Source organism: Pseudooceanicola onchidii, assembly GCF_004959925.1.
GTDB classification, from domain to species: Bacteria; Pseudomonadota; Alphaproteobacteria; order Rhodobacterales; family Rhodobacteraceae; genus Pseudooceanicola; species Pseudooceanicola onchidii.
Genome location: NZ_SPUW01000005.1, coordinates 1 through 20,118 on the forward strand (window position 1 = coordinate 1; position 20,118 = coordinate 20,118).

Genomic DNA, 20,118 nt, shown 5'->3' on the forward strand with positions numbered 1-20,118 from the left:
CCTGCCGTTCTGACTGAGGGGACTGTCAGCCCCTGCGCCGCAGCGTCATCAGCCCGCCGAGACTCATCAAAAGCAGCGGGAGCCCCGCAGGTAGCGGCACGGAGGGCATCTGGAGTGTGATATTGTCGATGTCGAAATGCGCACAGGGCGCCCCCCAACATTCGCCCGGATCGCTCAGGTCAGCGGTGCGGCCGCCGATGATGAGGCTGTCGAGGTCCGTGAAGGTCGCTCCAAAGCTGTAAGTCCAGGTTACCGTGCCCATTGAAAACCTGTCATATGCGACACGAGCCCCGGCCCGCCATCCTTCCACAAAGACGTTGTCGTAGGTGCCGGACACGAAATCATAGGTGTCGGTCATCACATAATAGTCCGAAGAAAGCGGCAAAATGTCGAAGGATACCGCACTGAACCGCCCGGACATGGTAAAAACGATGCGATCGGTCAAATCGCTGCCGCTGTCGTCGACGTGCGCCGCCTGCAACGTGGAATAGGCTGCCAGTGTGCCGTGACCCCCAGGGGCTGATGCCTGAATCCCATTCTCGGAATAGGATTGATTTGACGGATCCACGAAATAATCCGGAAGAGCATCAAATCCCATCGTCTCGGCCTGAGCCATGGTGACGAAACAACCGGCCACCGTGGCCGTAAGAATAACCTTCATAAAACTCTCCTGAATGGAGCCATCAACGCACCGACTTTATCCGCTTGATGACCTTCAACAATGATTTTACCCTAGTGGGCGAACACGCTTGCTTCAATCCGCCCCAAACAGATCCCGCGTAAACACCTTCGCCCCAACATCCGCCAGCTCATCTGTCCCGCGGTTCGCCACGATCACATCCGCCTCGCGCTTGAACGCCTCCAGATCCCGCACCACGCGTGACCGGAAGAACTCGTCCTCCTCCAGCGCGGGTTCATAGACGATCACCTCGATCCCCTTGGCCTTGATGCGCTTCATGATCCCCTGGATCGACGACTGGCGGAAGTTGTCGGACCCCGCCTTCATCACCAGGCGGTAGACCCCCACCACCTTAGGCGCCCGCGCAACGATCTGGGCGGCGATGAAATCCTTCCGCGTCGTGTTCGCGTCCACGATCGCGCGGATCATGTTCTGGGGCACTTCGGAATAGTTCGCCAGCAGCTGCTTGGTGTCCTTGGGCAGGCAGTAGCCGCCATAGCCGAAGGACGGGTTGTTGTAGTGGGTGCCGATGCGGGGGTCCAAGCCGACGCCCTCGATGATCTGGCGCGTGTCCATCCCGGCGGCCATGGCGTAGCTGTCGAGCTCGTTGAAATAGGCCACGCGCATGGCGAGGTAGGTGTTGGCGAAAAGCTTGATAGCCTCGGCCTCGGCGGCGCCGGTGAAGAGCACCGCGGCGTCCTTTTTGATGGCCCCGCCGAGCAGCAGGTCAGCGAAGGTGCGGGCGCGGGGGCTGTCCTCGCCGACGATGATGCGGGACGGATGGAGGTTGTCGTAGAGCGCCTTGCCCTCGCGCAGGAATTCCGGAGAGAAGATCACCTGATCCGTGTCTAAATCAGCGGAAATGCGGTCGGTGAAGCCGACGGGGATGGTGGATTTGACGACGATGGTGGCGGTCTTGTTGGTCGCGATGACCTGGCGGATCACCGCCTCGACCGACGAGGTGTCGAAGTAGTTCGTCTCGGCGTCGTAGTTGGTGGGCGTGGCGACGATGACATAGTCAGCGCCGGTATAGGCGGTGGTGGCGTCGGTCGTGGCAGTCAGGCTCAGCGGCTTCGTTGCGAGGTAGTCTTCAAGCTCCGCATCCACGATTGGGCTTTTGCGGGCGTTGACCCCCGCGACCCGCGCGTCCGAGATATCGACCGCCACGACCTCGTTGTGCTGCGCCAGCAGCACGGCGTTCGACAGGCCCACATAGCCGATCCCGGCGACGGCGATTTTCATCTCTCAAATACTCCTTGCAAATACGGCCAGATGCACCCGAAGGGCTCCGGTTCTGCTTTGCGGCATCATGGGCAAGCGACGGCCCGGGGCAAGGGAAAAGCCCGGCAAACCGGCCCCATGACAGAAACGCTGTGGTGCAGCCCCCCTCACCCCGCCGCCCGCCGGGTCACGAAGCCCAGGAAGGCGCGGGCGGGGTCGGCCAGCCTGGGCCGGCCGGTGCGTAGCCAGTAGCCGCGCCATTCGGCCTCAAGCGCGTAGACATCCGCGCCGGGCAGGATCGTGCGGGCGGCGGCGAGGGTGCCCGCATCCAGTAGGGGCAGATCCGCAGCCTGGCCCAGGGTCTCGGGCTCGATCACCGCATCGCGGCGGGTGAAGCGGATCAGGTCGCCCTCTTCCTCGCTCATGGCGTAATCGGGCAGGGTGTCAGCGGCGATCATGTCGCGCAGCATCTTGCGAAAGACCCGACGTGGCGAAGCGGACCCGGATTTCTTCAGCAGGGTGTCGACCGAGATGCGCCAGCTCTCCTGTCGGCCGCAGTGCTTGCGCGCCAGTTCGTAGACCCGCCGTTCCAGCGGCTTGCGCAGGCGGAAATAGTCGCGCGACAGGGTCAGCACCGATTTCGACAGGATCGCCCGGTACAGCCACTCCGACAACGTCACCGCGACCGAGATCATGCGCCCCCCCCGGGCGCGGCGCAGGATCTCCCAGCTCTCGATCAGGCCAAAGCCGCGGGTGACCTCGACCGGGTCCTCCTTGGGGCCGGTGGTCAGATTGGTGGTGATCCGTGTACCCGCCAGCCGTTCGAAAGCGTCGCGCAGCCGACGGTAAGCGTCGCCGCTGGTCTCTCGGTTGGTCGCCACCAGCAGGTCATGCGCCTTCAGCCGAACCGTCCGGCTGACCGTGCGGCCCGCGTTCACCGCCGCCATCAGCTGACTGATGCAGAAGATCAGGATGTCCTTGTCGTGGATCGTCGCCAGGCCCTTCACGCTTGGCGTCACCTCGATCTCGACGTCATTGTGCGCATAACGCAGGATCCGCGTGTCTGGCCGGGTCGAGAGCGAGAAGACCGGATGCTCCATCGTGGCCAGGTCACCCTTGGGGATGGCATCGAAGATGTCGCAGATGAACAGATCGCCCTGAGGGTGCCGATCGGGCAGCAGCCCGGCTGCCCCGTGAGAGAGTGTCATCATGTGCCTGTCTCGCCGATCTGTCGGCGGTTTTATGTGCTCGTCCGGCCACGGCTCCTGATCTGTGTCGGGATGAACGTGGTTTCGGTGACACTCAGGGTAAAGTTATCCACAGCGCACGTCCAGCGATGCCCGCGGATCTTTCGGGGGACCGGAGTCGCTTTGTCGGGGTTTCAGAGTCACCTGATCGTGGTTCCGGAATCACTCGACATCTCGGGAAGCTGTTTTATTTTTGATTTCCAATGCGTTATGAAGAGGCTCCTGAACCCATAACACTGACTCTAACCAGAAATAACTAGGCTGGTCAGAACGGACCTGGCAAAATTACCCCCTCTGGTCCAAGGGGGATCTTGGGACATGGCAAAGAAAGCAAAGGAAAATCGGGTATTTGCCCGTAAATGACTTGATGTATCTTTAATTTTATATCATCCTTATTTTAACGATACATTCAGGATAGCCCTATGGATCTTGATGCCCTTGCGGCCCTTGCGGGCACCCTCGGTCCCGAATCGACCGGCTCTGCAGCGCGCCGGCCAGGATCGGCCGGGCCCGCGCCGGCCCGCCTCTTTTCCACCTGGGAAATCACCGACCGGATCCTGCCGATGGCGCCCAATCACCTGCGCCGCTCACTGCGGGCCAATCCCGACTGGCCGCAGGGCCGGAGCCAAGAAGATGGCCGACTGCGCTGGTTCACCCTGGACGAGGTGCATGCCCTGCGCCGCGCCTTTGCCGCCTCGGGCGGGGCGCGCCACCTGCCCGACCGCCCGCCCGGGGCGCCGCTGATCCTGACGCTGGTGCATCCCCGGCCCGGCACGGGCAAGACGACCACGGCCGCGCATCTGGCGCAGGGGGCGGCGATGGCCGGCTACCGGGTGCTGGTGCTGGACCTGGCACCCTCGGGTCGGCTGTCGCAGCTTCTGGGGGCGCCGGATCCGGCCCCTGCCCTGCCGCTTCTGGCGGCCCAGGCGGCGCGCCACCTGCGTGACGAAAACCGCCTGCGCCTGTCGCGCGGCGAGCCGGTGCTGACGCCCGACGCCGATCTTGACGGGGCCGAGGTGCGCGCGCCCTCGCCCACGGCCTGGGCCGGCGTCGACCTGCTGGGCGGCGGGCTGACCCTGGCGCCAGCGGACCAGAAGATCGCCGGCTGGCAGCACCTGATCCGCAGCTGGCGCCCGTGGGAGGCGCTGCGCGCAGGCCTTGATGCGGCGGGGCACCTTGCCCCCTCGGACGGGCCCGCCCTGCTCTCACCGGACGCAGGCTATGATCTGATCCTCATCGACACCCCGCCCGCGCTTGGGCCCCTGACACTGTCGGCGGTGATCGCGGCCGACATCCTGCTGATGCCCTTCGCCGCCACATCCGCCGAAATCGCAGCGACCAGCCGGGGCCTGACCCTGCTGCGCAGCGAAATCGCCGCGATCGAGACCCGCGAAGGCCTGGCGGCCCGGGCCCTGGGCGAGACCCCGCGCCGGTTCACCTGGTCGGCCCTGCGTACCCTGCTGACCCGCTTCGACCCCGCCACCCAGACCCGGGCGGCCACGGGGATCCAGACGCAGATGGGAGAAACCCTTCTGATGCCCCGGCAAGAGGCGGTGCCGCTTCTCGCGGATCCCGACGGACCCGGCACGATCTACGGGCTGGATTACCGGACGGTCGGGCGCGATCGCCATGCCGCCCTGCGCCGTGACCCGGATGCGATCCAAGCGGCGGTTCATGCGCTCATGGCCGAGGTCTGGCGGGAGAAGCTGGCAGAGGCCGCGCTGGACGGCCCTGCGGGCTGAGGGCCCCGAAAGGATGTCGGACACGAAAAAGCGCCCCGGATCGGGACGCTTCGACAGGCAGGATCGGGGAGGGGTCAGGCGGTGACGCGCTGCTCTTCGCAGTCGACATCGCTGCGCAGGCGCATCGTACCAAGCGCGAGGGTCGCCGTGACGCCGGTGATGGACAGAACGACCAGGGCCTGCATGAAGGTTGCGCCCATCATCCAGGCGGCGCCGGCACAGAGGTATCCCACGAAGGTGCCTACCAGCAGAAGACCGATCATTGTGCGTCCTTTCCATAACGTCCTGTGCCCACTCCACCCTTGGGGCAGGGCGTCCGCATGACTGGAAAGGGGCCATTTTGGGGCAAATGAGTTAGGATCCCCGGCATGCCAGGCGGACGGGGCTTGGCCACCACGGTCTCTCGGCCCAGAAAGAAGGCCCCCTCCCCTGATCTGCCAACTATTCTTCCACATGCTGCCTTTTTGCGTATACTGGCGAAAACAGCGCACATGAGGTTGCGGAATGAAGAGCAGCAAGCAGGCCCCGAAAGCCGGGGCCAAGGGTGGCACCAAGGTGGGACACGACCCCCTGCCCCCCTATTTCAACATCGATCCGGACGCGGCAGAATCGGCACTGGATGCCCCCGGCACCACCGCGAAGTTCGACGCCATCGCCCGCGCCTGCCAGGCCGGGCGTGACGACCTGGCCTCGCGGGGCCTCGACGAGGCCGGCACCCGTCAGCTGCGGCTCTTTTCGACGTGGGAGATCACGCGCTATCTGATCCCCGTAGCCCAGGCGCATTTCCGGCGCGTGCTCAAGGCCCATCCCGACCTGCCCCAGGGCACCAGCGAAACCGAGGGCGGCGCCAAATGGTTCACCTTCGAAGAGGTGCTGCGTCTGCGTGCGCATTTCGGTGCCGAAGGCTCTAAATCGAAGGAATACCTGCCCTATCGTCCCGACGGCCTGCCGGCCAAGATCGTGGCGGTGGCGAACTTCAAGGGCGGCGTGGGCAAGACCTCGACCTGTGCGCACCTGGCCATGTCGGCCGCGCTTGACGGCTACCGGGTGCTGATGATCGACCTCGACAGCCAGGGCTCGATGACCTCGATCTTCGGCGGCAAGGTGGCGGACGAATGGGACACGGTCTTTCCGCTGCTGGCGCGGCACTACGGCACCCATCTGCGGACCGAGAACCGCCGCCGCGAGACGCGCGGCGAAGCCCCCCTGCCCCTTGACGATACCCTGACCGAGGCCATGGGCGTCCGCACTAAGGACATCATCCGCCCGACGCACTGGCCCAACATCGACCTGATCGGCGCGCAGCTGAACCTCTACTGGTCGGAATTCCAAATCCCGGTCTGGCGGATGCAGGCGCGGGGATGGAAGCTCTGGGATGCGCTGGCCGAGGTGCTGGAAGAAGACGGCGTGCTGGACGACTACGACCTCGTCTTCCTCGATACCCCGCCCGCGCTTGGCTATCTGACGATCAACGGGCTGTCGGCAGCGGACATCCTGCTGGTGCCCTTCGGCGCCTCCTTCCTCGAATTCGATTCGACGGGGCGCTTCTTCGACATGCTGCATTCCACCTTTGCCTCGATCGAAGAGGGCGAAAACATCGCTGCCCGCGCCCTGGGCCAGCCCGAACTGTCGTTTGAATGGGATGCGGTGCGCGCCATGATCACCCGCTATGACGGTGCCCAGCAGGCCGAGATGGCCGGGCTGATCCAGGCCTACATGGGGCGCACCCTGTCGCCGCACCGGCAGGATTTCACCGCGCTGATCGGCCAGGCCGGCGAGTCGGTGAATGGCATCTACGAGGCCGACTACCGCGATTTCAACCGCGAGACCTATGCCCGGGGCCGCGCGACTTTCGACCAGACCTATGCCGGCTTCAAGGAGCTGCTGCTTGGTATTTGGCGGCGCGAGGAAAAGGCCGCGGCGCAGGAGGCGGCGGAATGACCGGGGGGCCCGTCCCCGACAGCAGGCCAGGCGCGCCCCTGCGGGCGCATGCCGCGCCCCTCGGGGCCAGGCGGCCGACGCGGCCTGGTGCCACACACCGGCCACGGGACGCGTCTACTGTTTCGCGCGCGAAACATCCCTGCCCCGCCTCTGGTTCGATGGCACCGCGCGGCGCCCTCACGTCCCGTTATCCCAAGGGGCGTAATCTTGGCCGCTCCACCCTGCCCCAGATCCCGACGAAAAAAGGAGCCGCGTGATGGCCAAACGTAAACGCCTTACCCCCGCCCGCGCCTTCACTTCGCCCGAAACAGAGCCTGTTACGCCCGGTCCCGACCCGCGCGCCACGCCGTCCCCTTCGGGTTTTGCCCGCACCACCCCGCCAATCGCCCATGTCGCCGGCGCGGCCTCATCCGAGGCCGCCCTCGCCCGCCTCTCGGACGAGTTGCGCGATGCCCGTGACAGCGGCCGCATGGTCCAGGCGCTGCCGCTGGAGGTGATCGACCGCGACTACCTCGTGCGGGACCGGATCACCGCCGATGAGGCCGAGATGCAGGTGCTGATCGACAGCCTGCGCGCGCGCGGTCAGCAGACCCCGATCGAGGTGGTGGCGTTGGACGACGGTCGCTACGGTTTGATCTCGGGCTGGCGTCGGCTCGAGGCGCTGAGTCGCCTGCACGCCGAAACCGGCGAGGACCGCTTTGCCACCGTCCAGGCCCTGCTGCGCCGGCCCGAGGCCGCCTCGGATGCCTATTGCGCCATGGTCGAGGAAAACGAGATCCGCGTCGGGCTGAGCTATTACGAACGCGCCCGCATCGTCGCCCGCGCAGCCGAGGAAGGCGTCTTCAACAGTCCCGAAAGTGCGCTTTCGAGCCTGTTTTCATCCGCCAGTCGACCCAAGCGGTCCAAGATCGGCAGCTTTGTCCGGCTCTATGCCGCGCTTGATGATCAGCTGCGGTTCGCCTCAGCCATCCCGGAACGGCTGGGCCTGGCGCTGATCAAGGCGATCGAACAGAACGACACGGTGCTCAAGGACATCCGCCTGCGGCTCGCCTACTACAAGCCCGCCGATGCAGCGGCAGAGGTGACCCTGCTGAACGACGCGCTGACCCGCGCCGCCCAGCCCCCCCGGCCAACCCGCGAGGGCGCGGCAGAACTCTCCCTGCCCCGCCGTCCCCTGCCCGCAGGCATCACGCTTGAGGCCCGCGAAGGCCGCGTGGTGATCAAGGGCAAGGGCGTGTCCGAGACGCTCGCCCGCGACCTCGCCGACTGGCTGGCCGCCCGGGCAGAATAACCGCCGCCTTTGCCGCGACACCAAGACAAGGCCGCTGCCCCGGACCAGGGGCAGCGGCCTTTGCAATGATCCTTCCGGACTCTGTGGCCCGCGGTCTTTCAAGAGGTGACACGCCCTATCCGTTCCCCCGGGGCGGATTGGACAGATCGTCCAATTTGGGTCGCAGATCCTGCATTGACCTGCGGTGTGATGCGGGTGGGAGGGCCTTGTCTATAGGGCGGTGCCGGTCGCCAAATGTCGATGTCTGTCGATATTCGCGCTCACAAGGCCCGGTTTAGCGCCCCGACTGCTTCAGCGCGGGCACGTTGGACAGATCGTCCAATTTGAGGCCCGGTTTGGAACGCGTCTGGGGCAGGGCATTTCGGCTAGTTGCCTTAAAACAAAGGGGACGGAGGGGTGGTATGATGAAACGTGATGAAAATCGTCCCCGATTGTCCCGGTTCGCGCGTCGTATCCTATGGCCGCTGGTGGGACGGAGTGCCCAAACGTTTCGCGCGCGAAACGGGGCGAAGGTATGCGCAGACCCGCGCATCCGTGATGAGCATGTTTCCCTAGGGTCATCTCTCTGTTAATTTAACTGCATACTGAGTGTCATTTGGAGAAAAGGTTCATGGGATATCTTTCCCTCGCGGCCAGTGCCGCTGTCTTCGCCCTGTCCACTACGATCGCCTCTGCCGCCCCGGTCGGACAGCCCTTTGCCGTTATCGAAGGGTCCGGGTTCATCTTAGACAACTTCCAATTCAGCATCCCCTCGGGGGTCAAGTCGGTCACTCTCAACGGCACGGTGACTTCGACCGTCGGCTGGGACGCGGCCGACGGGCTGGCCTTCAGCTTCGACACCAATCCGGTGTCGGGGACCGGGACCCTCACCCTGGGTACGCATGTCTTCAGCACCTCGGCCACGGGCGACTGGTTGATCGATGGCACCACGGGGGGCGGGTATCCCTTCGACCCCTTCACCGGAACGGGGCCAGGGGACCTTGTCTTCGATGTCCTGATCCTGCCGGATCTGACGAACTACACCGACAATGGCAGCACCGTGACCGTCGAATACGAAGAGCCGTTTGCCGCCTTCGGCCCGCGCACGGACACATATCCGGAATTCCCGTTGCAGCTTTCGGTCTACCTGAGCGCCCCGCTGCCTCTGAAGACCTATGAAGAGGTTTACAATGGCACTGTGGTAGACGCGTTCGACTACGTGGAAGGGGCGCTGAGCATCGACTACATGACCCTTGGATATCCCGGCGGCGCGCCATTGCCCGAGGTGCCACTGCCCGCGGGTTTTCCACTTTTGCTGGCCGGGTTGACCGGTCTCAGGCTGATCCGCCGCGGTACGTGATGCTGGATTCTAAAGGCTAAACGCCCCGTTTCGCGCGCGAAACGGGGCGAAGCAGACATCGACGGGGAGGGAGGGTCCTACTTCACCATCCCCGCCAGATACTTCCCATACTCCGTCTTCCCAAACAGCTTCGCCCGCTCCAGCAGCTTTTCGTCACTGATCCAGCCGTTTTCGTGCGCAATCTCGTCCGGATTGCCCACATGCAGCCCCTGCCGAAGCTGCAGCGTCCGCACGAAATTCGACGCATCCAGCAGTGACCCATGCGTCCCGGTGTCCAGCCAGGCATACCCCCGACCCATCCGTTCGACCGACAGCGTGCCCTCACCCAGGTACATCTCCAAGAGCGTCACGATCTCCAGCTCGCCCCGCGGCGAGGGCTGGACCGCTTTCGCGCGCTCCGGCGCCGTGCCGTCGAGGAAATAGAGACCCGTCACCGCGTAGTCCGAGGGCGGGACTTCGGGCTTTTCGATGATCTCCTTCACCGTGCCGTCCGTCTCGAAGGCGACCACGCCGTAGCGTTCGGGGTCGGCCACGTGATAGCCGAAGACCGTGCCGCCGACGTCCTTTTCAGAGGCCTTCGCCATCAGCCGCGGCAGGCCCACGCCGAAGAAGATGTTGTCGCCCAGGACCATCGCCGAAGGCGCACCATCGAGGAAATCCTCGGCCAGGATATAGGCCTGCGCGAGGCCGTCCGGGGAGGGCTGGATCTTGTAGCTCAGCGACAGGCCCCATTGGCTGCCGTCGCCCAGAAGCCGCTGGAATTGCGCCTGATCGTCCGGCGTCGTGATGATCAGGATCTCCTGGATGCCGGCCAGCATCAGCACCGACAGCGGGTAGTAGATCATCGGCTTGTCATAAAGCGGCAGCAACTGCTTCGAGACGCCCATGGTGATCGGATAAAGCCGCGTGCCGGAGCCGCCGGCCAGGATGATGCCTTTACGCTTCATGGAACTCTCCAAGGTCTTTCAGAACGGCCGTCAGACCCGCCCGCCAGTCGGGGCGGGGAAGGCCAAAAACAGTCTCTGTTTCAGTGCAATCGAGCCGGGAATTGAGCGGCCGCGCAGCCGGGGTCGGGTAGTCGGCGGTCGGGATGTCGGTCACCTTAACCGCGCGCCCGGCCTGCCGGAATGTTTCGCGCGCGAAATCGGCCCAGCTGCAATCGGGCGCGCCCGAGAAATGATAGGTGCCTGCGGTCTCGGGCCGGGTCTTCAGCGTCTCGGTGATGGTCAGACAGGCCCGCGCGATATCCGCTGCCGGTGTCGGGCCGCCGATCTGGTCGCCGACCACCGTCAACGCATCGCGGGTTTCCGACAGCCGCAGCATGGTCTTCACGAAGTTCGCGCCATGGGCCGAAAAGACCCAGGAGGTGCGCAGGATGGCAAAGCGACCACCCGCGACGCGCACGCCGTCCTCACCCTTCAACTTGGACCGGCCATAGGCGTTTTGCGGCGCAACAGGGTCTGTCGGCCGCCACGGCGTGGTGCCGTCGCCGGCAAAGACATAGTCGGTCGAGATATGGACGAAGGGAATGTCGAGCTCAGCACATTCCCGCGCCAGCAGGGCAGGGGTGTCGCCGTTGATCACGGTCGCCTCGGCCTCATGATCCTCGGCCTTGTCGACGGCGGTCCAGGCGGCGGCGTTGATCACGGCCGTGGGGGTGTGCGCGCGGATCTGTGTGGCGCAGGCCTCTGGATCGGCGTGATCCGCCTGATCCCGGCCCAGGTAGATCGCGTCCGGGGCGAGGCGCGCCAGTTCCGTCGCGACCTGGCCGGTCTTGCCGAAAACGAGGAGGGTCATCCGGTGCCGAGCCTCTTGCCGACCCCGTCCCGCGCCTGCAGCGCGCGCCACCAATCCTCATTGTCGAGGTACCACTGGACCGTCCGGTCCAGCCCTTCTTCAACCGTGACCGACGGCCGCCAGCCCAGTTCCTCGCGGATGCGGCTCGGGTCGATCGCATAGCGCGCGTCATGGCCGGGGCGGTCGGTGACGAAGGTGATCTGGTCGGCGTAGCTGCCGCTCGCCTTGGGGCGTTTCGCGTCCAAGACCTTGCAGAGCGTCTGCACCAGCTCGAGGTTGGTACGTTCGTTCTCGCCGCCGATGTTGTAGCTGCGCCCTAGCTCGCCCTTCGCGACCACCAGCAGCAGCGCATCGGCGTGATCCTCGACGAAAAGCCAGTCGCGGATGTTGTCGCCCTTGCCGTAGATCGGCAGCGGCTTGCCGGCCAGCGCGTTCAGGATCACCACCGGCACCAGCTTCTCGGGGAAGTGGTAGGGCCCGTAGTTGTTGGAACAATTGGTCAGCACGACCGGCAGGCCGTAGGTCTCAGCCCAGGCGCGCACCAGGTGGTCGGACGAGGCTTTTGACGCGGAATAGGGACTGCGCGGGTCGTAGGGGGTGTCCTCGGTGAACTGCACGGACGGGTCATTTGGCAGCGATCCAAAGACCTCGTCGGTCGAGATATGGTGGAAGCGGAAGCTCTCGGGCCGGCCCTTGGCGACCCAGTAGGCCCGCGCGGCCTCCAGCATGTTGTAGGTGCCCATCACGTTGGTCTCGATAAAGGCGCCGGGGCCGTCGATCGAGCGGTCCACATGGCTTTCCGCGGCGAGGTGCATGACCACGTCAGGCTGATGCGTCTCGAAGATGCGGGTGAGGGCGGGCAGATCGCGGATATCAGCCTGCTCGAAGGCGTAGTCGGGGCTGTCCGCCACCATCGCCACGTTGTCGAGGCAGGCCGCATAGGTCAGCGCATCGAGGTTCACCACCTGGTGCCCGCGCGCGATGGCGAGGCGAACGACGGCGGATCCGATGAAGCCGGCACCGCCGGTGACGAGGATCTTCATGAGGGCTCCATCGTGAAGGGGCTGTCGAAGTCGTCAAAGGTGGGGGCTTCGGCGTCTTTTTGCGACAAAAGCGGCTCTGTTTCGGCGGAAAATGGCCATTTGATGCCGCAACTATCCCATCTGACTGCACCGTCACACGCAGGCGTGTAGTGGTCCGTGCACTTGTAGTTGATTTCGGTATTGGGTTCGATGGTGGCAAAGCCGTGCAGGAACCCGGCCGGGATCCAAATCTGGCGGCCGTTTTCGAATGACAGTTCCTCTCCGATCCAAAGTCCGTATGTGGGCGAACCTTTGCGGATGTCCACTGCGACATCAAACAGACGCCCACGCCCACAGCGCACCAGCTTGCCCTGGGCATGCGGCGGCGCTTGAAAATGCAGGCCGCGTATGGTGCCGGGCTGAGCCGAAAGGGAATGGTTATCCTGCACGAACGCAGGGAGGTGCACGCCCACCTCCTCAAGGGTGCGACGGTTCCAGCTTTCTGAGAAGAACCCTCGATCATCCCCGAACCGCCGGGGCGTGAGGATCAGCACCCCGGGGAGAGCGGTAGTTTCTACTTTCAAATCACATGCTCCAATGGGGGCGGCTGGGCCACCTCTTTGTGACAAGGGGGTAGCAAAGCTGGACCCAGCTGTCACGCGCAGTCAGAGCAAGTGTTTTGAGGATGAGCTAAGCATGCCGTTTCCAGCATCACGACCGGCTTGCGACGACATTGCCGACAGGTCTGGATTGGGGAAACGGACCGAAGGAAATGGTCGTTAAAAGATACCTAAAAAACGTTTCCAATAAGTGAAGCAGCCGACCGTTCCGCCAACAAAACGTCCAAATGCGGCCCTGATACTGCCAGCGCAGAGAAGTTAATTCCTCCCTGCGGATCATAGCCGCTTTGACCAACAAGCCTCTCAAAACAGCCCTGCTGCGGGCGTCAGGAGCCACGACGTGACAACCAACGAAGCGATTTCGGTCTACACAAACAGCGAACTTTCCTCGGCCATCAACAAGCTGAGCCAAGCTGGTGGCGGGACCATTCTCGTTCATAACTCCGAAGAAGCCTATTCGGTTCAAAAATACATGGCGGGCAGTGCAGAGGGCGTCATCCGTATCGTTGCCGCAGACCCGGAAGATCCACCCCAGTTCGATCTGGTGAAACTTGTCAGCAGCCAGAATATTTCGTTCGAGGGCCTCAAGTTCGACAGCAGCGCCGATGTTGAGGGATACCAGACGGATCTGACGATTCTGAAAAGCGACGGCATCTCCTTCATCAACAACACGTTTGCGAGTTACTCCAACGGGCTGAACGACGGCTTGGGGACGAACCTTGTCGGGCACAGCCTTGCCCTTTTTCGGGACAGCGACGACCTGACTTTCTCGGGTAACACGGTCACCGGCTTTCACCAGGGCATCACGGTGATCAATGCCACGGGCAGCGAGATCGCAAGCAACGATTTCACCAAACTGACAGCGGATGCAGTTCGCCTTTCGGGGGTTCAGGACACGCTGATTGAGGGCAACAGCTTCTACGATTTCTACGGCTCGGTCGGCGCCGCTAACCACGATGACATGATCCAGGTCTGGTCGGCGCCCTACAATACCCAGAACACTGAGAACCTGACCATCCGGGACAACTACTTTAACAGCGGCGACGGCGCCGCGACCCAGACGATCTTTATCAAGAACGAGGTGTACAGCCAGACCGGTGTCGCCTACGAGAACATCGTGATCGAGGGCAATGTGATCTACAACGGTCACAGCCACGGCATTACGATCTATGACACGGTCGGGGTTCAGGTCTCGGACAACACGCTGCTGCAGAACAGCGATTCCCTGATGTACGCCACCGCGAACAGCACCGGGTCGAACAGCGCACCGACGATTAACCTCTACGGCGTCACCGATGGCGTGGTTACGGGCAACCTGACCACCCTCATCCGGGCCGACGGCCATGTCGTCACGGACAATATCCTGATCAACTATGACAATCCGGCGGCTGCAAACTATATCGGCAACCACCTAGTCAACTGGACCGGGCAGGGCGATGTCGATCTGCGCGACCTGCGCTTTACCCCGGACAGCGAATGGAACGGCCTCTATGGCGCCGAGGCGACCCAAGGCGGCCAGCAGAGCGGCGACCTGACCGCGGTTATCTCCCAGCAGGTCACGCCGGGCGATGTCTCGCTCATCAGCTATGATGCCGGTTATTCCTACGGGCCCGATGGCGCACTGGATCCGACTGGGACCACCTATAACTGGACCTTCTCCGACGGTGTCGTGATGCAAGGGCGCATAGTTACCCGTGACTACGCCGAAGCGGGCGAATACAGTGTCGAATTGACTGTCAGCGATGGCGGTACGAGCGCCTCGATCTTGCGCACAACCGAAGTCGCGGATACCAACCTGCTCAAGATCGACTTCGAGGGCGGGATCGCGGATGTGAGCTCACACGGCGCCAAGATCTGGGTCGAAGGCGCCGAGGGCACGGCAGAGGGTCAATCTGGGGTCGGATTCCATCTCGACGGGACCAATGAGGTTCATGTCGACCGCGGTGAATCCCATCTGAAGAACCTGATGAATTTCTCGCTTAGCCTCTCGCTCGCCCGGGATGTCGGCGGTGCGGCAGGCACCTTCTTACATATCCACAGCGGTCTGAACGTGAAGATAACGGATGATGGTGCTGTCTACGTTGGCATGAGCACATCCGATGGCAGCTTCTCGGCTGCGACGGAAGCTGGCTTGGTCAGCGATGCTGACTGGCACCGGATCTCTATTTCCTATGACGGCATGACGGGTGGCGGCCTTCAGGTCTATGTTGATGGAGTGTTGCAGGCTGAGACGACCGAGGCCTCGGGCGCGCTGAAATCTGGTGGTGGCTGGGATCTAGTCTTCGGTCATACTTGGGGCAATAGTCTGCAGGGCCGACTGGATGGGATCTCGCTGATCGCAGAGCCGATGGACAGCGATGAGGCCGAGCTGGATTACTTGGTTTCCATTGGCGAGGCGTCGGAGCCCGAGCCGACCCCCGAGCCCAGTCCTGAACTATCTCTTGAACCAGCCCCGGAGCCCGGTCCAACTCCAGAACCGGAACCGACGCCAGAACTGGATTTCTCCGAAGTTGATATGCCGGCATCTACTGGGGGCGGAGCAGAGGGCATTGTTCTCGACACGCCTGATACCTCAAAAAACACCCTATCGACCCTCTTGAAGCTGGACTTCGACACGGATTTCGCGGATCGGAGCCTGTACGAATCGGAGCTGCGCAGTTCCGGTAGAGAGGGCTTGAACGGCGCTGGTGGTTACCATCTGTCGCGTTGGAATGACCTGATCATCGACGGGTCCAACGGTCAGTTGCAGGGGTTGGGAGATTTCACCATCGCTCTCGACCTCAAACGCGATGTCGGCGGTGCTGTCGGTACCTTCCTGCACCAGCACGGCACATTGAACGCCAAGATCACGTCGGACGGCCGCCTCGACGTAAAGATCGCCACGACGAACGGCAGCTTCCAGGCTCAGAGCGAAAAGGGTCTACTGTCGGACAGCGACTGGCACCGCTTAGCGATTTCCTATGATAGCAAAGGCGGGCTGAAGCTCTTTGCCGACGGTGTACTGGTGGCCGAAAATACATCTGCCAATGGCTCTCTGAACTCTACCGGGAACTATGACTTGGTCCTCGGCCAGACTTGGTCATACAGCCTGCAAGGCACTGTTGATGATCTGCTTATCGTTGAAGGTGCCGCCACCGAGGCGGACGCGGCCCAAGACAATGCTGCAGCGCTGGCCGGGCAGGAGAGCCCGCTGCAGCATATTGCGGGAGGTTCTTTGCCGGAACCGCTCCAGCCTGTCAGCGAAGAGCCGCATATCGACCTAACGCCGAAAGAACTGACCCAAGCGACGCTGCTGAAGTTCGATTTCGATACGGAGGCTAGTGATCAGAGCCTATTTCAAACCGGAGCTTGGGTTGAGGGAGCGTCGGGTGTGGCAGAGGGCCGACATGGCGGCGGCTTTCACCTCGACGGTCAGAACGAGTTCCATATCGACAATGCGGCAAAGCAGATTCAGGATCTGGCCTCATTCACTTTCGGTATGTCGCTGCAGCGTGATCTGGGCGGTGAAGCTGGAACCTTCCTGCACATGCACGCCGAGCTCAACGCAGAGATCTTAGCCGACGGAACCGTCAGCTTCCGCATGACGACCTCTGAAGGCAGCTACGCGGTCACTAGCGACGCCCGGGAGATCAGCGATGCCGACTGGCACCGTCTGGTGGTCTCTTATGATGGAGAGACGGGCGGCGGACTGCACCTCTATGTCGACGGCGAACTGGTAGGTAGTAACACCGAGGCTTCGGGCACGCTGAACCGCGCTGGGGCGCAGGACTTGGTGCTGGGACACGCCTGGAGCGACAGCCTACAAGGTACGATAGACGATTTCATCGTCGTCGATCACGCGGTGAGCGCTTATGCCGTCGTCACCGATAACCTTGCCAGCACCTATGACGGCGGGTTCGACCTGATCCTGCCGGATGCGTCTCTGATGTGGCAGAGCGACGCGCTTTTCTGATCTGGCTCAGTTGGCGATAAAGTCTCGTAGCCGTCCGATGAGGGCGGCGCGGCCCGGGCCAGGAGTTTCATCGGCCGACGGCAGGTCCTGTCTGCGCAGCAACGGGGCCAGCTCCGCGTCCTCCCACGCAACGTGAATACCTGGTAGATCCGCGACATGACGCGCAGTGGCCAGTTGGTGATCGTTGCGGTGTTCACCTAGATCGTGGCGGCGCGGTAAGATGACCAGCGGTTTGTGCCAGCGCCGGGCCGACAGGATTGTTCCCATTCCGGCATGAGCGACGATTATCCGCGCTTCTTGGAATAGGGTTGAAAACTCGGCCGGGGCCAGGGTCTCGCGCTGATCCAGCGCGAGGTAGCGCGTGGGATCAGGCCCGGTCTGGGCGATCACCGGCTCGTCCAAATCGATGACCAGCGTGGCGAGCGCGTTCATCAGGCGGGGAAAGGGCAACTGAGTTCCGACCGTGGCGAAAATCACAGCACCGCCCCCGCGAAATCCGCACCGGTCTCAGCCGCGACATGTTCCCATTGTGACAGCCATAGATGCGCAAACCGGCGCGCCAGCTTGCCCGACATCGACATTTCCTCGGCATTGGCAATGCTGTCGATCCAGACGGTGCGGGCCCCGATGAGCCGCCCGATAGCCAGCGCTATGACCCCGGGCAGAGCCCCGGTCGAGATGACGATATCGGGTTTTTTCCACAGTATCAGGGTGGTAACTGTCGCCGCCGATCTCAGGATAGCAATCTTCTTATTGCGGTTGCAGTCGGGCACGGTGACATAGGGATGGGCATCGAATTCTGCGGCCAGCCCGGTCAGGGTGGTAGCAAATAGCACCTCATGCCCTTCAAAAGCGGGTCGGAGCAGCATGAGCTGTTGCCAGTGCCCTCCGCCCGAAGCGATGGCGAGGATCCGACGCGGTCGACCGGTGGCGCTTTTCATTGCGGTGCCTCTGCAACCGCAGTGCCAGGGTCCAGCATGCGGCCGAAATCCTTGGTCTGAACATTAATGCGGATGACCCGCGCCGGATTGCCCACGACCAAGCTGTTCGGCGGCACGTCCTTGGTCACCACAGCACCGGCACCGACGATGGAATGGTCACCGATCGTCACACCCGGCATTAGGATACAATGCGCGCCGATCATGCAATTGCGGCCAACCCGGGTGTCGCGATACTCCTCCCGCACTAGGTCATGGGTCAGGATCACCGCGCCGAAATTCACTGCCGTGCCCTCGCCAATGTGAATGCCGCGGGGATAGGTCCGGTCCAGCTTTGCCTTGGTTGAAATCAGTGTGTAGGGATGCAGGTCCATGCCCCAGACACGGGTGAAATACAGCCAGCGCAGCTGCAGCACGACATCCCGCAGGCGCGTCCGTAGCGTTGGCAACAGGCCATAGCGGCGCACCGCCCGCATAAAGGTGACTTCGTATCGTCCGAAAAAGCGTGTGGGCATAATGTCCTGGTCTGGTAAGTCCGGCGGCAAAGCGCTGGGCGAGTATGGTCAAATCTCCCGGATGCTCAATGGCAGAGGCCCAGATGCCGCAAATTGGAGGTGACAGAGATGCTCTCATGGGCGCTGAGCTTTGCCGGAAAGACCTTGGCCTATACGGCCTGCGCCTTTGCCGCGGCTTTGATCCTGTCCCGCCTCGCCGGGCGGCGGGTGCCACTGCGGGCCTTGCCGGCGCTCTTTCTGCTCCTGTTTTTTATCCTGCTGACGCAGCTGCCAATGCCTGATCCCGCCACCATGATCTGTCCGCGGCCTGAGGCCAAGGTCAACCTAATGCCATTCCGTTTCGTGCTGCATTTCCTTGACCTGCAGGCTCGGGGGGACAGCGCACTAACCGACCGGACCGTGATGACCGGGTTGGCCAATTTGTTGATCTGTGGCCTGATCGGCGCCGCCCTTATGCCGTTTATGGACCGGCCGGTCCAGGCGGCGGGGTTGGGTCTTGGCCTGTCGGGGCTGGTGGAACTGACCCAACTGACCGGGGTATTCGGTCTCTTTCCCTGTCCCTATCGCGAGTTCGACGTCGACGACCTGATCCTGAATGTCGCGGGGGTCTGGGGCGGATATGTCATCACCCGGGCGCTGCAGAGCCGCTTTTTCCAGCGCGGCGGCGGGGCGGGGCATTGATCCTCCGGGCCCGGTGGCTATCGTGGCGCCAACCGTCCCGCGCCTGATTTTTGAATGGAATTTTTATGCCTTTGCCAGACCTTGGTGTTGTCGTCGTGTCCTATAATGGCGCGGATGTGCTGCTGGACTGCCTGGAAAGCCTCTGGGCCTCGGACGGGGTGCGGCTGACCGTGGTGGTGGTCGACAACGGCTCGACCGACGGCACGCCGCAGCTCCTGCGCGACTGGGCGGCGGGGCGACAGGACTGGATGGCACCGGCGGATCTGCCCTTTGCCTGCACCGCCGCGTACAAGCCGATCCCGCTGAGCGAGGATCCCGCCGACTGGACGGCGGCGGCCGAGGCGGCGGGGCACCGGCTCCTGCTGCTCGATACTGGGCTGAATGCGGGTTTTGCCGGCGGGGTGAACCGCGGGCTGGAGGTGCTGGCGGCGCAGCCCGGGATCGACCGGTTCTGGGTACTCAATCCTGACAGCGCCGTGCCGCCCGGCACCGCCCGTGCCTTTGCCACAGCGCCCGAACCGGACGGTGGGTTTTCCCTGATGGGGGGGCGTGTGCTTTATATGCACGATCCGGACATGATCCAGATCGACGGTGGCTATGTGCATCCGGGCAGCGGCATCACCGGCAATGTCAACCTTGGCGCCAGCCATGTGGCGACGCCGTTGCCCGATGCGTCGGGGTTCGATTTCATCACCGGCGCCAGTATGGTCGCCTCTCGTCGCTTTTATGAGATCGTGGGGCCGATGCGCGAGGATTACTTCCTTTATTACGAGGAGGTGGACTGGGCGCTGCGCCGGGGGGACCTGCCGCTCGCCTTCTGTCCCGACGCGCTGCTTTATCACCGGGCCGGAGCCTCGATCGGATCACCCACGCTCGACCGGCCGGCGGCGCCCTTCTCTCTGTATTTCAAGCATCGGGCGCGGCGGATGTTCCTTCACCGCTTCTTTCCCGGCAGCCGCCTGATCGCTCATGCCTGGACCCTGGGCAAGGCCGGCCAATACATGCTTAGGGGCTACCGGGCCGAGGCGTTGGCGCTACTGCGCGGATCCTTCGGCCTGGCGCCGCCTGCGGCGGTACGGGCGCGGTTGTCGGACGAGGCCAAGCGCCGGATCGGCCTGGCCCAGTGAACCTCG

The 20,118-nt window shown here is 63.3% G+C and carries 18 protein-coding genes; 7 read left to right on the forward strand and 11 right to left on the reverse strand.

Features of this window, described 5'->3' with window-relative positions; genetic code table 11:
* Window positions 1–25: 25 nt before the first annotated feature.
* From E4S58_RS17515 to E4S58_RS17525, 3 genes are all read right to left on the reverse strand, one after another.
* On the reverse strand, window positions 26–661 hold the full coding sequence (locus tag E4S58_RS17515) for a hypothetical protein (protein ID WP_136637770.1): 636 nt from the start codon (window positions 659–661) through the stop codon (window positions 26–28).
* 93 nt (window positions 662–754) lie between these two features.
* Window positions 755–1,921: a nucleotide sugar dehydrogenase gene (locus E4S58_RS17520; RefSeq protein WP_136637771.1), complete on the reverse strand. Its 1,167-nt coding sequence runs from the start codon at window positions 1,919–1,921 to the stop codon at window positions 755–757.
* Between the two features lie 146 nt (window positions 1,922–2,067).
* Window positions 2,068–3,111, reverse strand: a complete 1,044-nt coding sequence (locus E4S58_RS17525; RefSeq protein ID WP_420821289.1) for a replication initiator protein A — start codon at window positions 3,109–3,111, stop codon at window positions 2,068–2,070.
* A gap of 458 nt (window positions 3,112–3,569) precedes the next feature.
* Here E4S58_RS17525 and E4S58_RS17530 point away from each other — a divergent pair, with 458 nt between their 5' ends.
* Complete coding sequence (locus E4S58_RS17530) at window positions 3,570–4,889, forward strand: AAA family ATPase (protein ID WP_136637772.1); 1,320 nt, start codon at window positions 3,570–3,572, stop codon at window positions 4,887–4,889.
* A gap of 74 nt (window positions 4,890–4,963) precedes the next feature.
* Here the strand turns inward: E4S58_RS17530 and E4S58_RS17535 are convergent, their stop codons facing one another.
* Window positions 4,964–5,152: a hypothetical protein gene (locus E4S58_RS17535; RefSeq protein ID WP_136637773.1), complete on the reverse strand. Its 189-nt coding sequence runs from the start codon at window positions 5,150–5,152 to the stop codon at window positions 4,964–4,966.
* 241 nt (window positions 5,153–5,393) lie between these two features.
* Here E4S58_RS17535 and E4S58_RS17540 point away from each other — a divergent pair, with 241 nt between their 5' ends.
* The 3 genes from E4S58_RS17540 to E4S58_RS17550 all read left to right on the forward strand — a co-directional run bounded on the left by E4S58_RS17540 (window position 5,394) and on the right by E4S58_RS17550 (window position 9,460).
* On the forward strand, window positions 5,394–6,830 hold the full coding sequence (locus E4S58_RS17540) for an AAA family ATPase (RefSeq protein ID WP_136637774.1): 1,437 nt from the start codon (window positions 5,394–5,396) through the stop codon (window positions 6,828–6,830).
* A 256-nt stretch (window positions 6,831–7,086) separates the two neighbouring features.
* Entirely contained in the window at window positions 7,087–8,121 is a 1,035-nt protein-coding gene (locus tag E4S58_RS17545; RefSeq protein WP_136637775.1) for a ParB/RepB/Spo0J family partition protein, read from the forward strand.
* Window positions 8,122–8,731: 610 nt separating this feature from the next.
* Entirely contained in the window at window positions 8,732–9,460 is a 729-nt protein-coding gene (locus tag E4S58_RS17550) for a VPLPA-CTERM sorting domain-containing protein (RefSeq protein WP_136637776.1), read from the forward strand.
* Window positions 9,461–9,537: 77 nt separating this feature from the next.
* On the opposite strand, the gene rfbA is transcribed toward E4S58_RS17550, so the two are convergent.
* From rfbA to rfbC, 4 genes are read right to left on the reverse strand one after another with little or no spacing between them, the layout of a single operon-like run.
* A complete protein-coding gene (rfbA, locus tag E4S58_RS17555) occupies window positions 9,538–10,407 on the reverse strand; it encodes a glucose-1-phosphate thymidylyltransferase RfbA (protein WP_136637777.1) in 870 nt (289 codons plus the stop codon).
* On the reverse strand, window positions 10,397–11,257 hold the full coding sequence (gene rfbD / locus E4S58_RS17560; protein ID WP_136637778.1) for a dTDP-4-dehydrorhamnose reductase: 861 nt from the start codon (window positions 11,255–11,257) through the stop codon (window positions 10,397–10,399). The genes rfbA and rfbD overlap by 11 nt, the downstream gene beginning before the upstream one ends.
* The gene (gene rfbB / locus E4S58_RS17565; RefSeq protein ID WP_136637779.1) at window positions 11,254–12,300 is read right to left on the reverse strand and encodes a dTDP-glucose 4,6-dehydratase; all 1,047 of its coding nucleotides are present in this window, start codon (window positions 12,298–12,300) and stop codon (window positions 11,254–11,256) included. Before rfbB ends, rfbD begins: the two co-directional genes overlap by 4 nt.
* Window positions 12,297–12,863 carry a dTDP-4-dehydrorhamnose 3,5-epimerase gene (rfbC, locus tag E4S58_RS17570; RefSeq protein ID WP_136637780.1) on the reverse strand — a complete coding sequence of 189 codons (567 nt, stop codon included), beginning with the start codon at window positions 12,861–12,863 and terminating at the stop codon, window positions 12,297–12,299. The genes rfbB and rfbC overlap by 4 nt, the downstream gene beginning before the upstream one ends.
* 376 nt (window positions 12,864–13,239) lie before the next feature.
* On the opposite strand from rfbC, the gene E4S58_RS17575 reads away from it, so the two are divergent.
* Entirely contained in the window at window positions 13,240–16,851 is a 3,612-nt protein-coding gene (locus E4S58_RS17575) for a LamG-like jellyroll fold domain-containing protein (protein ID WP_136637781.1), read from the forward strand.
* A gap of 6 nt (window positions 16,852–16,857) precedes the next feature.
* Here E4S58_RS17575 and E4S58_RS17580 read toward each other — a convergent pair whose 3' ends face one another.
* The 3 genes from E4S58_RS17580 to E4S58_RS18100 are packed head-to-tail and all read right to left on the reverse strand — an operon-like array spanning window position 16,858 to window position 18,304.
* A complete protein-coding gene (locus tag E4S58_RS17580) occupies window positions 16,858–17,328 on the reverse strand; it encodes a glycosyltransferase (protein ID WP_169052726.1) in 471 nt (156 codons plus the stop codon).
* Window positions 17,325–17,792 (reverse strand): glycosyltransferase family protein, encoded by a 468-nt coding sequence (locus E4S58_RS17585; RefSeq protein ID WP_136637783.1) that lies wholly within the window; start codon window positions 17,790–17,792, stop codon window positions 17,325–17,327. The genes E4S58_RS17580 and E4S58_RS17585 overlap by 4 nt, the downstream gene beginning before the upstream one ends.
* The gene (locus tag E4S58_RS18100; protein WP_169052727.1) at window positions 17,789–18,304 is read right to left on the reverse strand and encodes an acyltransferase; all 516 of its coding nucleotides are present in this window, start codon (window positions 18,302–18,304) and stop codon (window positions 17,789–17,791) included. Before E4S58_RS18100 ends, E4S58_RS17585 begins: the two co-directional genes overlap by 4 nt.
* 144 nt (window positions 18,305–18,448) lie before the next feature.
* On the opposite strand from E4S58_RS18100, the gene E4S58_RS17595 reads away from it, so the two are divergent.
* Both E4S58_RS17595 and E4S58_RS17600 read left to right on the forward strand, forming a co-directional pair.
* Window positions 18,449–18,985, forward strand: coding sequence for a VanZ family protein (locus tag E4S58_RS17595; RefSeq protein ID WP_169052728.1), 537 nt, complete (start codon window positions 18,449–18,451; stop codon window positions 18,983–18,985).
* A 65-nt stretch (window positions 18,986–19,050) separates the two neighbouring features.
* Complete coding sequence (locus tag E4S58_RS17600) at window positions 19,051–20,112, forward strand: glycosyltransferase family 2 protein (protein ID WP_136637785.1); 1,062 nt, start codon at window positions 19,051–19,053, stop codon at window positions 20,110–20,112.
* Window positions 20,113–20,118: the final 6 nt, after the last annotated feature.

Coding starts and splice junctions, on each gene's coding strand:
- E4S58_RS17515 (WP_136637770.1), bottom strand. CDS start 661: ATGAAGGTTATTCTTACGGCCACGGTGGCCGGTTGTTTCGTCACCATG.
- E4S58_RS17520 (WP_136637771.1), bottom strand. CDS start 1,921: ATGAAAATCGCCGTCGCCGGGATCGGCTATGTGGGCCTGTCGAACGCC.
- E4S58_RS17525 (WP_420821289.1), bottom strand. CDS start 3,111: ATGATGACACTCTCTCACGGGGCAGCCGGGCTGCTGCCCGATCGGCAC.
- E4S58_RS17530 (WP_136637772.1), top strand. CDS start 3,570: ATGGATCTTGATGCCCTTGCGGCCCTTGCGGGCACCCTCGGTCCCGAA.
- E4S58_RS17535 (WP_136637773.1), bottom strand. CDS start 5,152: ATGATCGGTCTTCTGCTGGTAGGCACCTTCGTGGGATACCTCTGTGCC.
- E4S58_RS17540 (WP_136637774.1), top strand. CDS start 5,394: ATGAAGAGCAGCAAGCAGGCCCCGAAAGCCGGGGCCAAGGGTGGCACC.
- E4S58_RS17545 (WP_136637775.1), top strand. CDS start 7,087: ATGGCCAAACGTAAACGCCTTACCCCCGCCCGCGCCTTCACTTCGCCC.
- E4S58_RS17550 (WP_136637776.1), top strand. CDS start 8,732: ATGGGATATCTTTCCCTCGCGGCCAGTGCCGCTGTCTTCGCCCTGTCC.
- rfbA (WP_136637777.1), bottom strand. CDS start 10,407: ATGAAGCGTAAAGGCATCATCCTGGCCGGCGGCTCCGGCACGCGGCTT.
- rfbD (WP_136637778.1), bottom strand. CDS start 11,257: ATGACCCTCCTCGTTTTCGGCAAGACCGGCCAGGTCGCGACGGAACTG.
- rfbB (WP_136637779.1), bottom strand. CDS start 12,300: ATGAAGATCCTCGTCACCGGCGGTGCCGGCTTCATCGGATCCGCCGTC.
- E4S58_RS17585 (WP_136637783.1), bottom strand. CDS start 17,792: ATGAAAAGCGCCACCGGTCGACCGCGTCGGATCCTCGCCATCGCTTCG.
- E4S58_RS18100 (WP_169052727.1), bottom strand. CDS start 18,304: ATGCCCACACGCTTTTTCGGACGATACGAAGTCACCTTTATGCGGGCG.
- E4S58_RS17600 (WP_136637785.1), top strand. CDS start 19,051: ATGCCTTTGCCAGACCTTGGTGTTGTCGTCGTGTCCTATAATGGCGCG.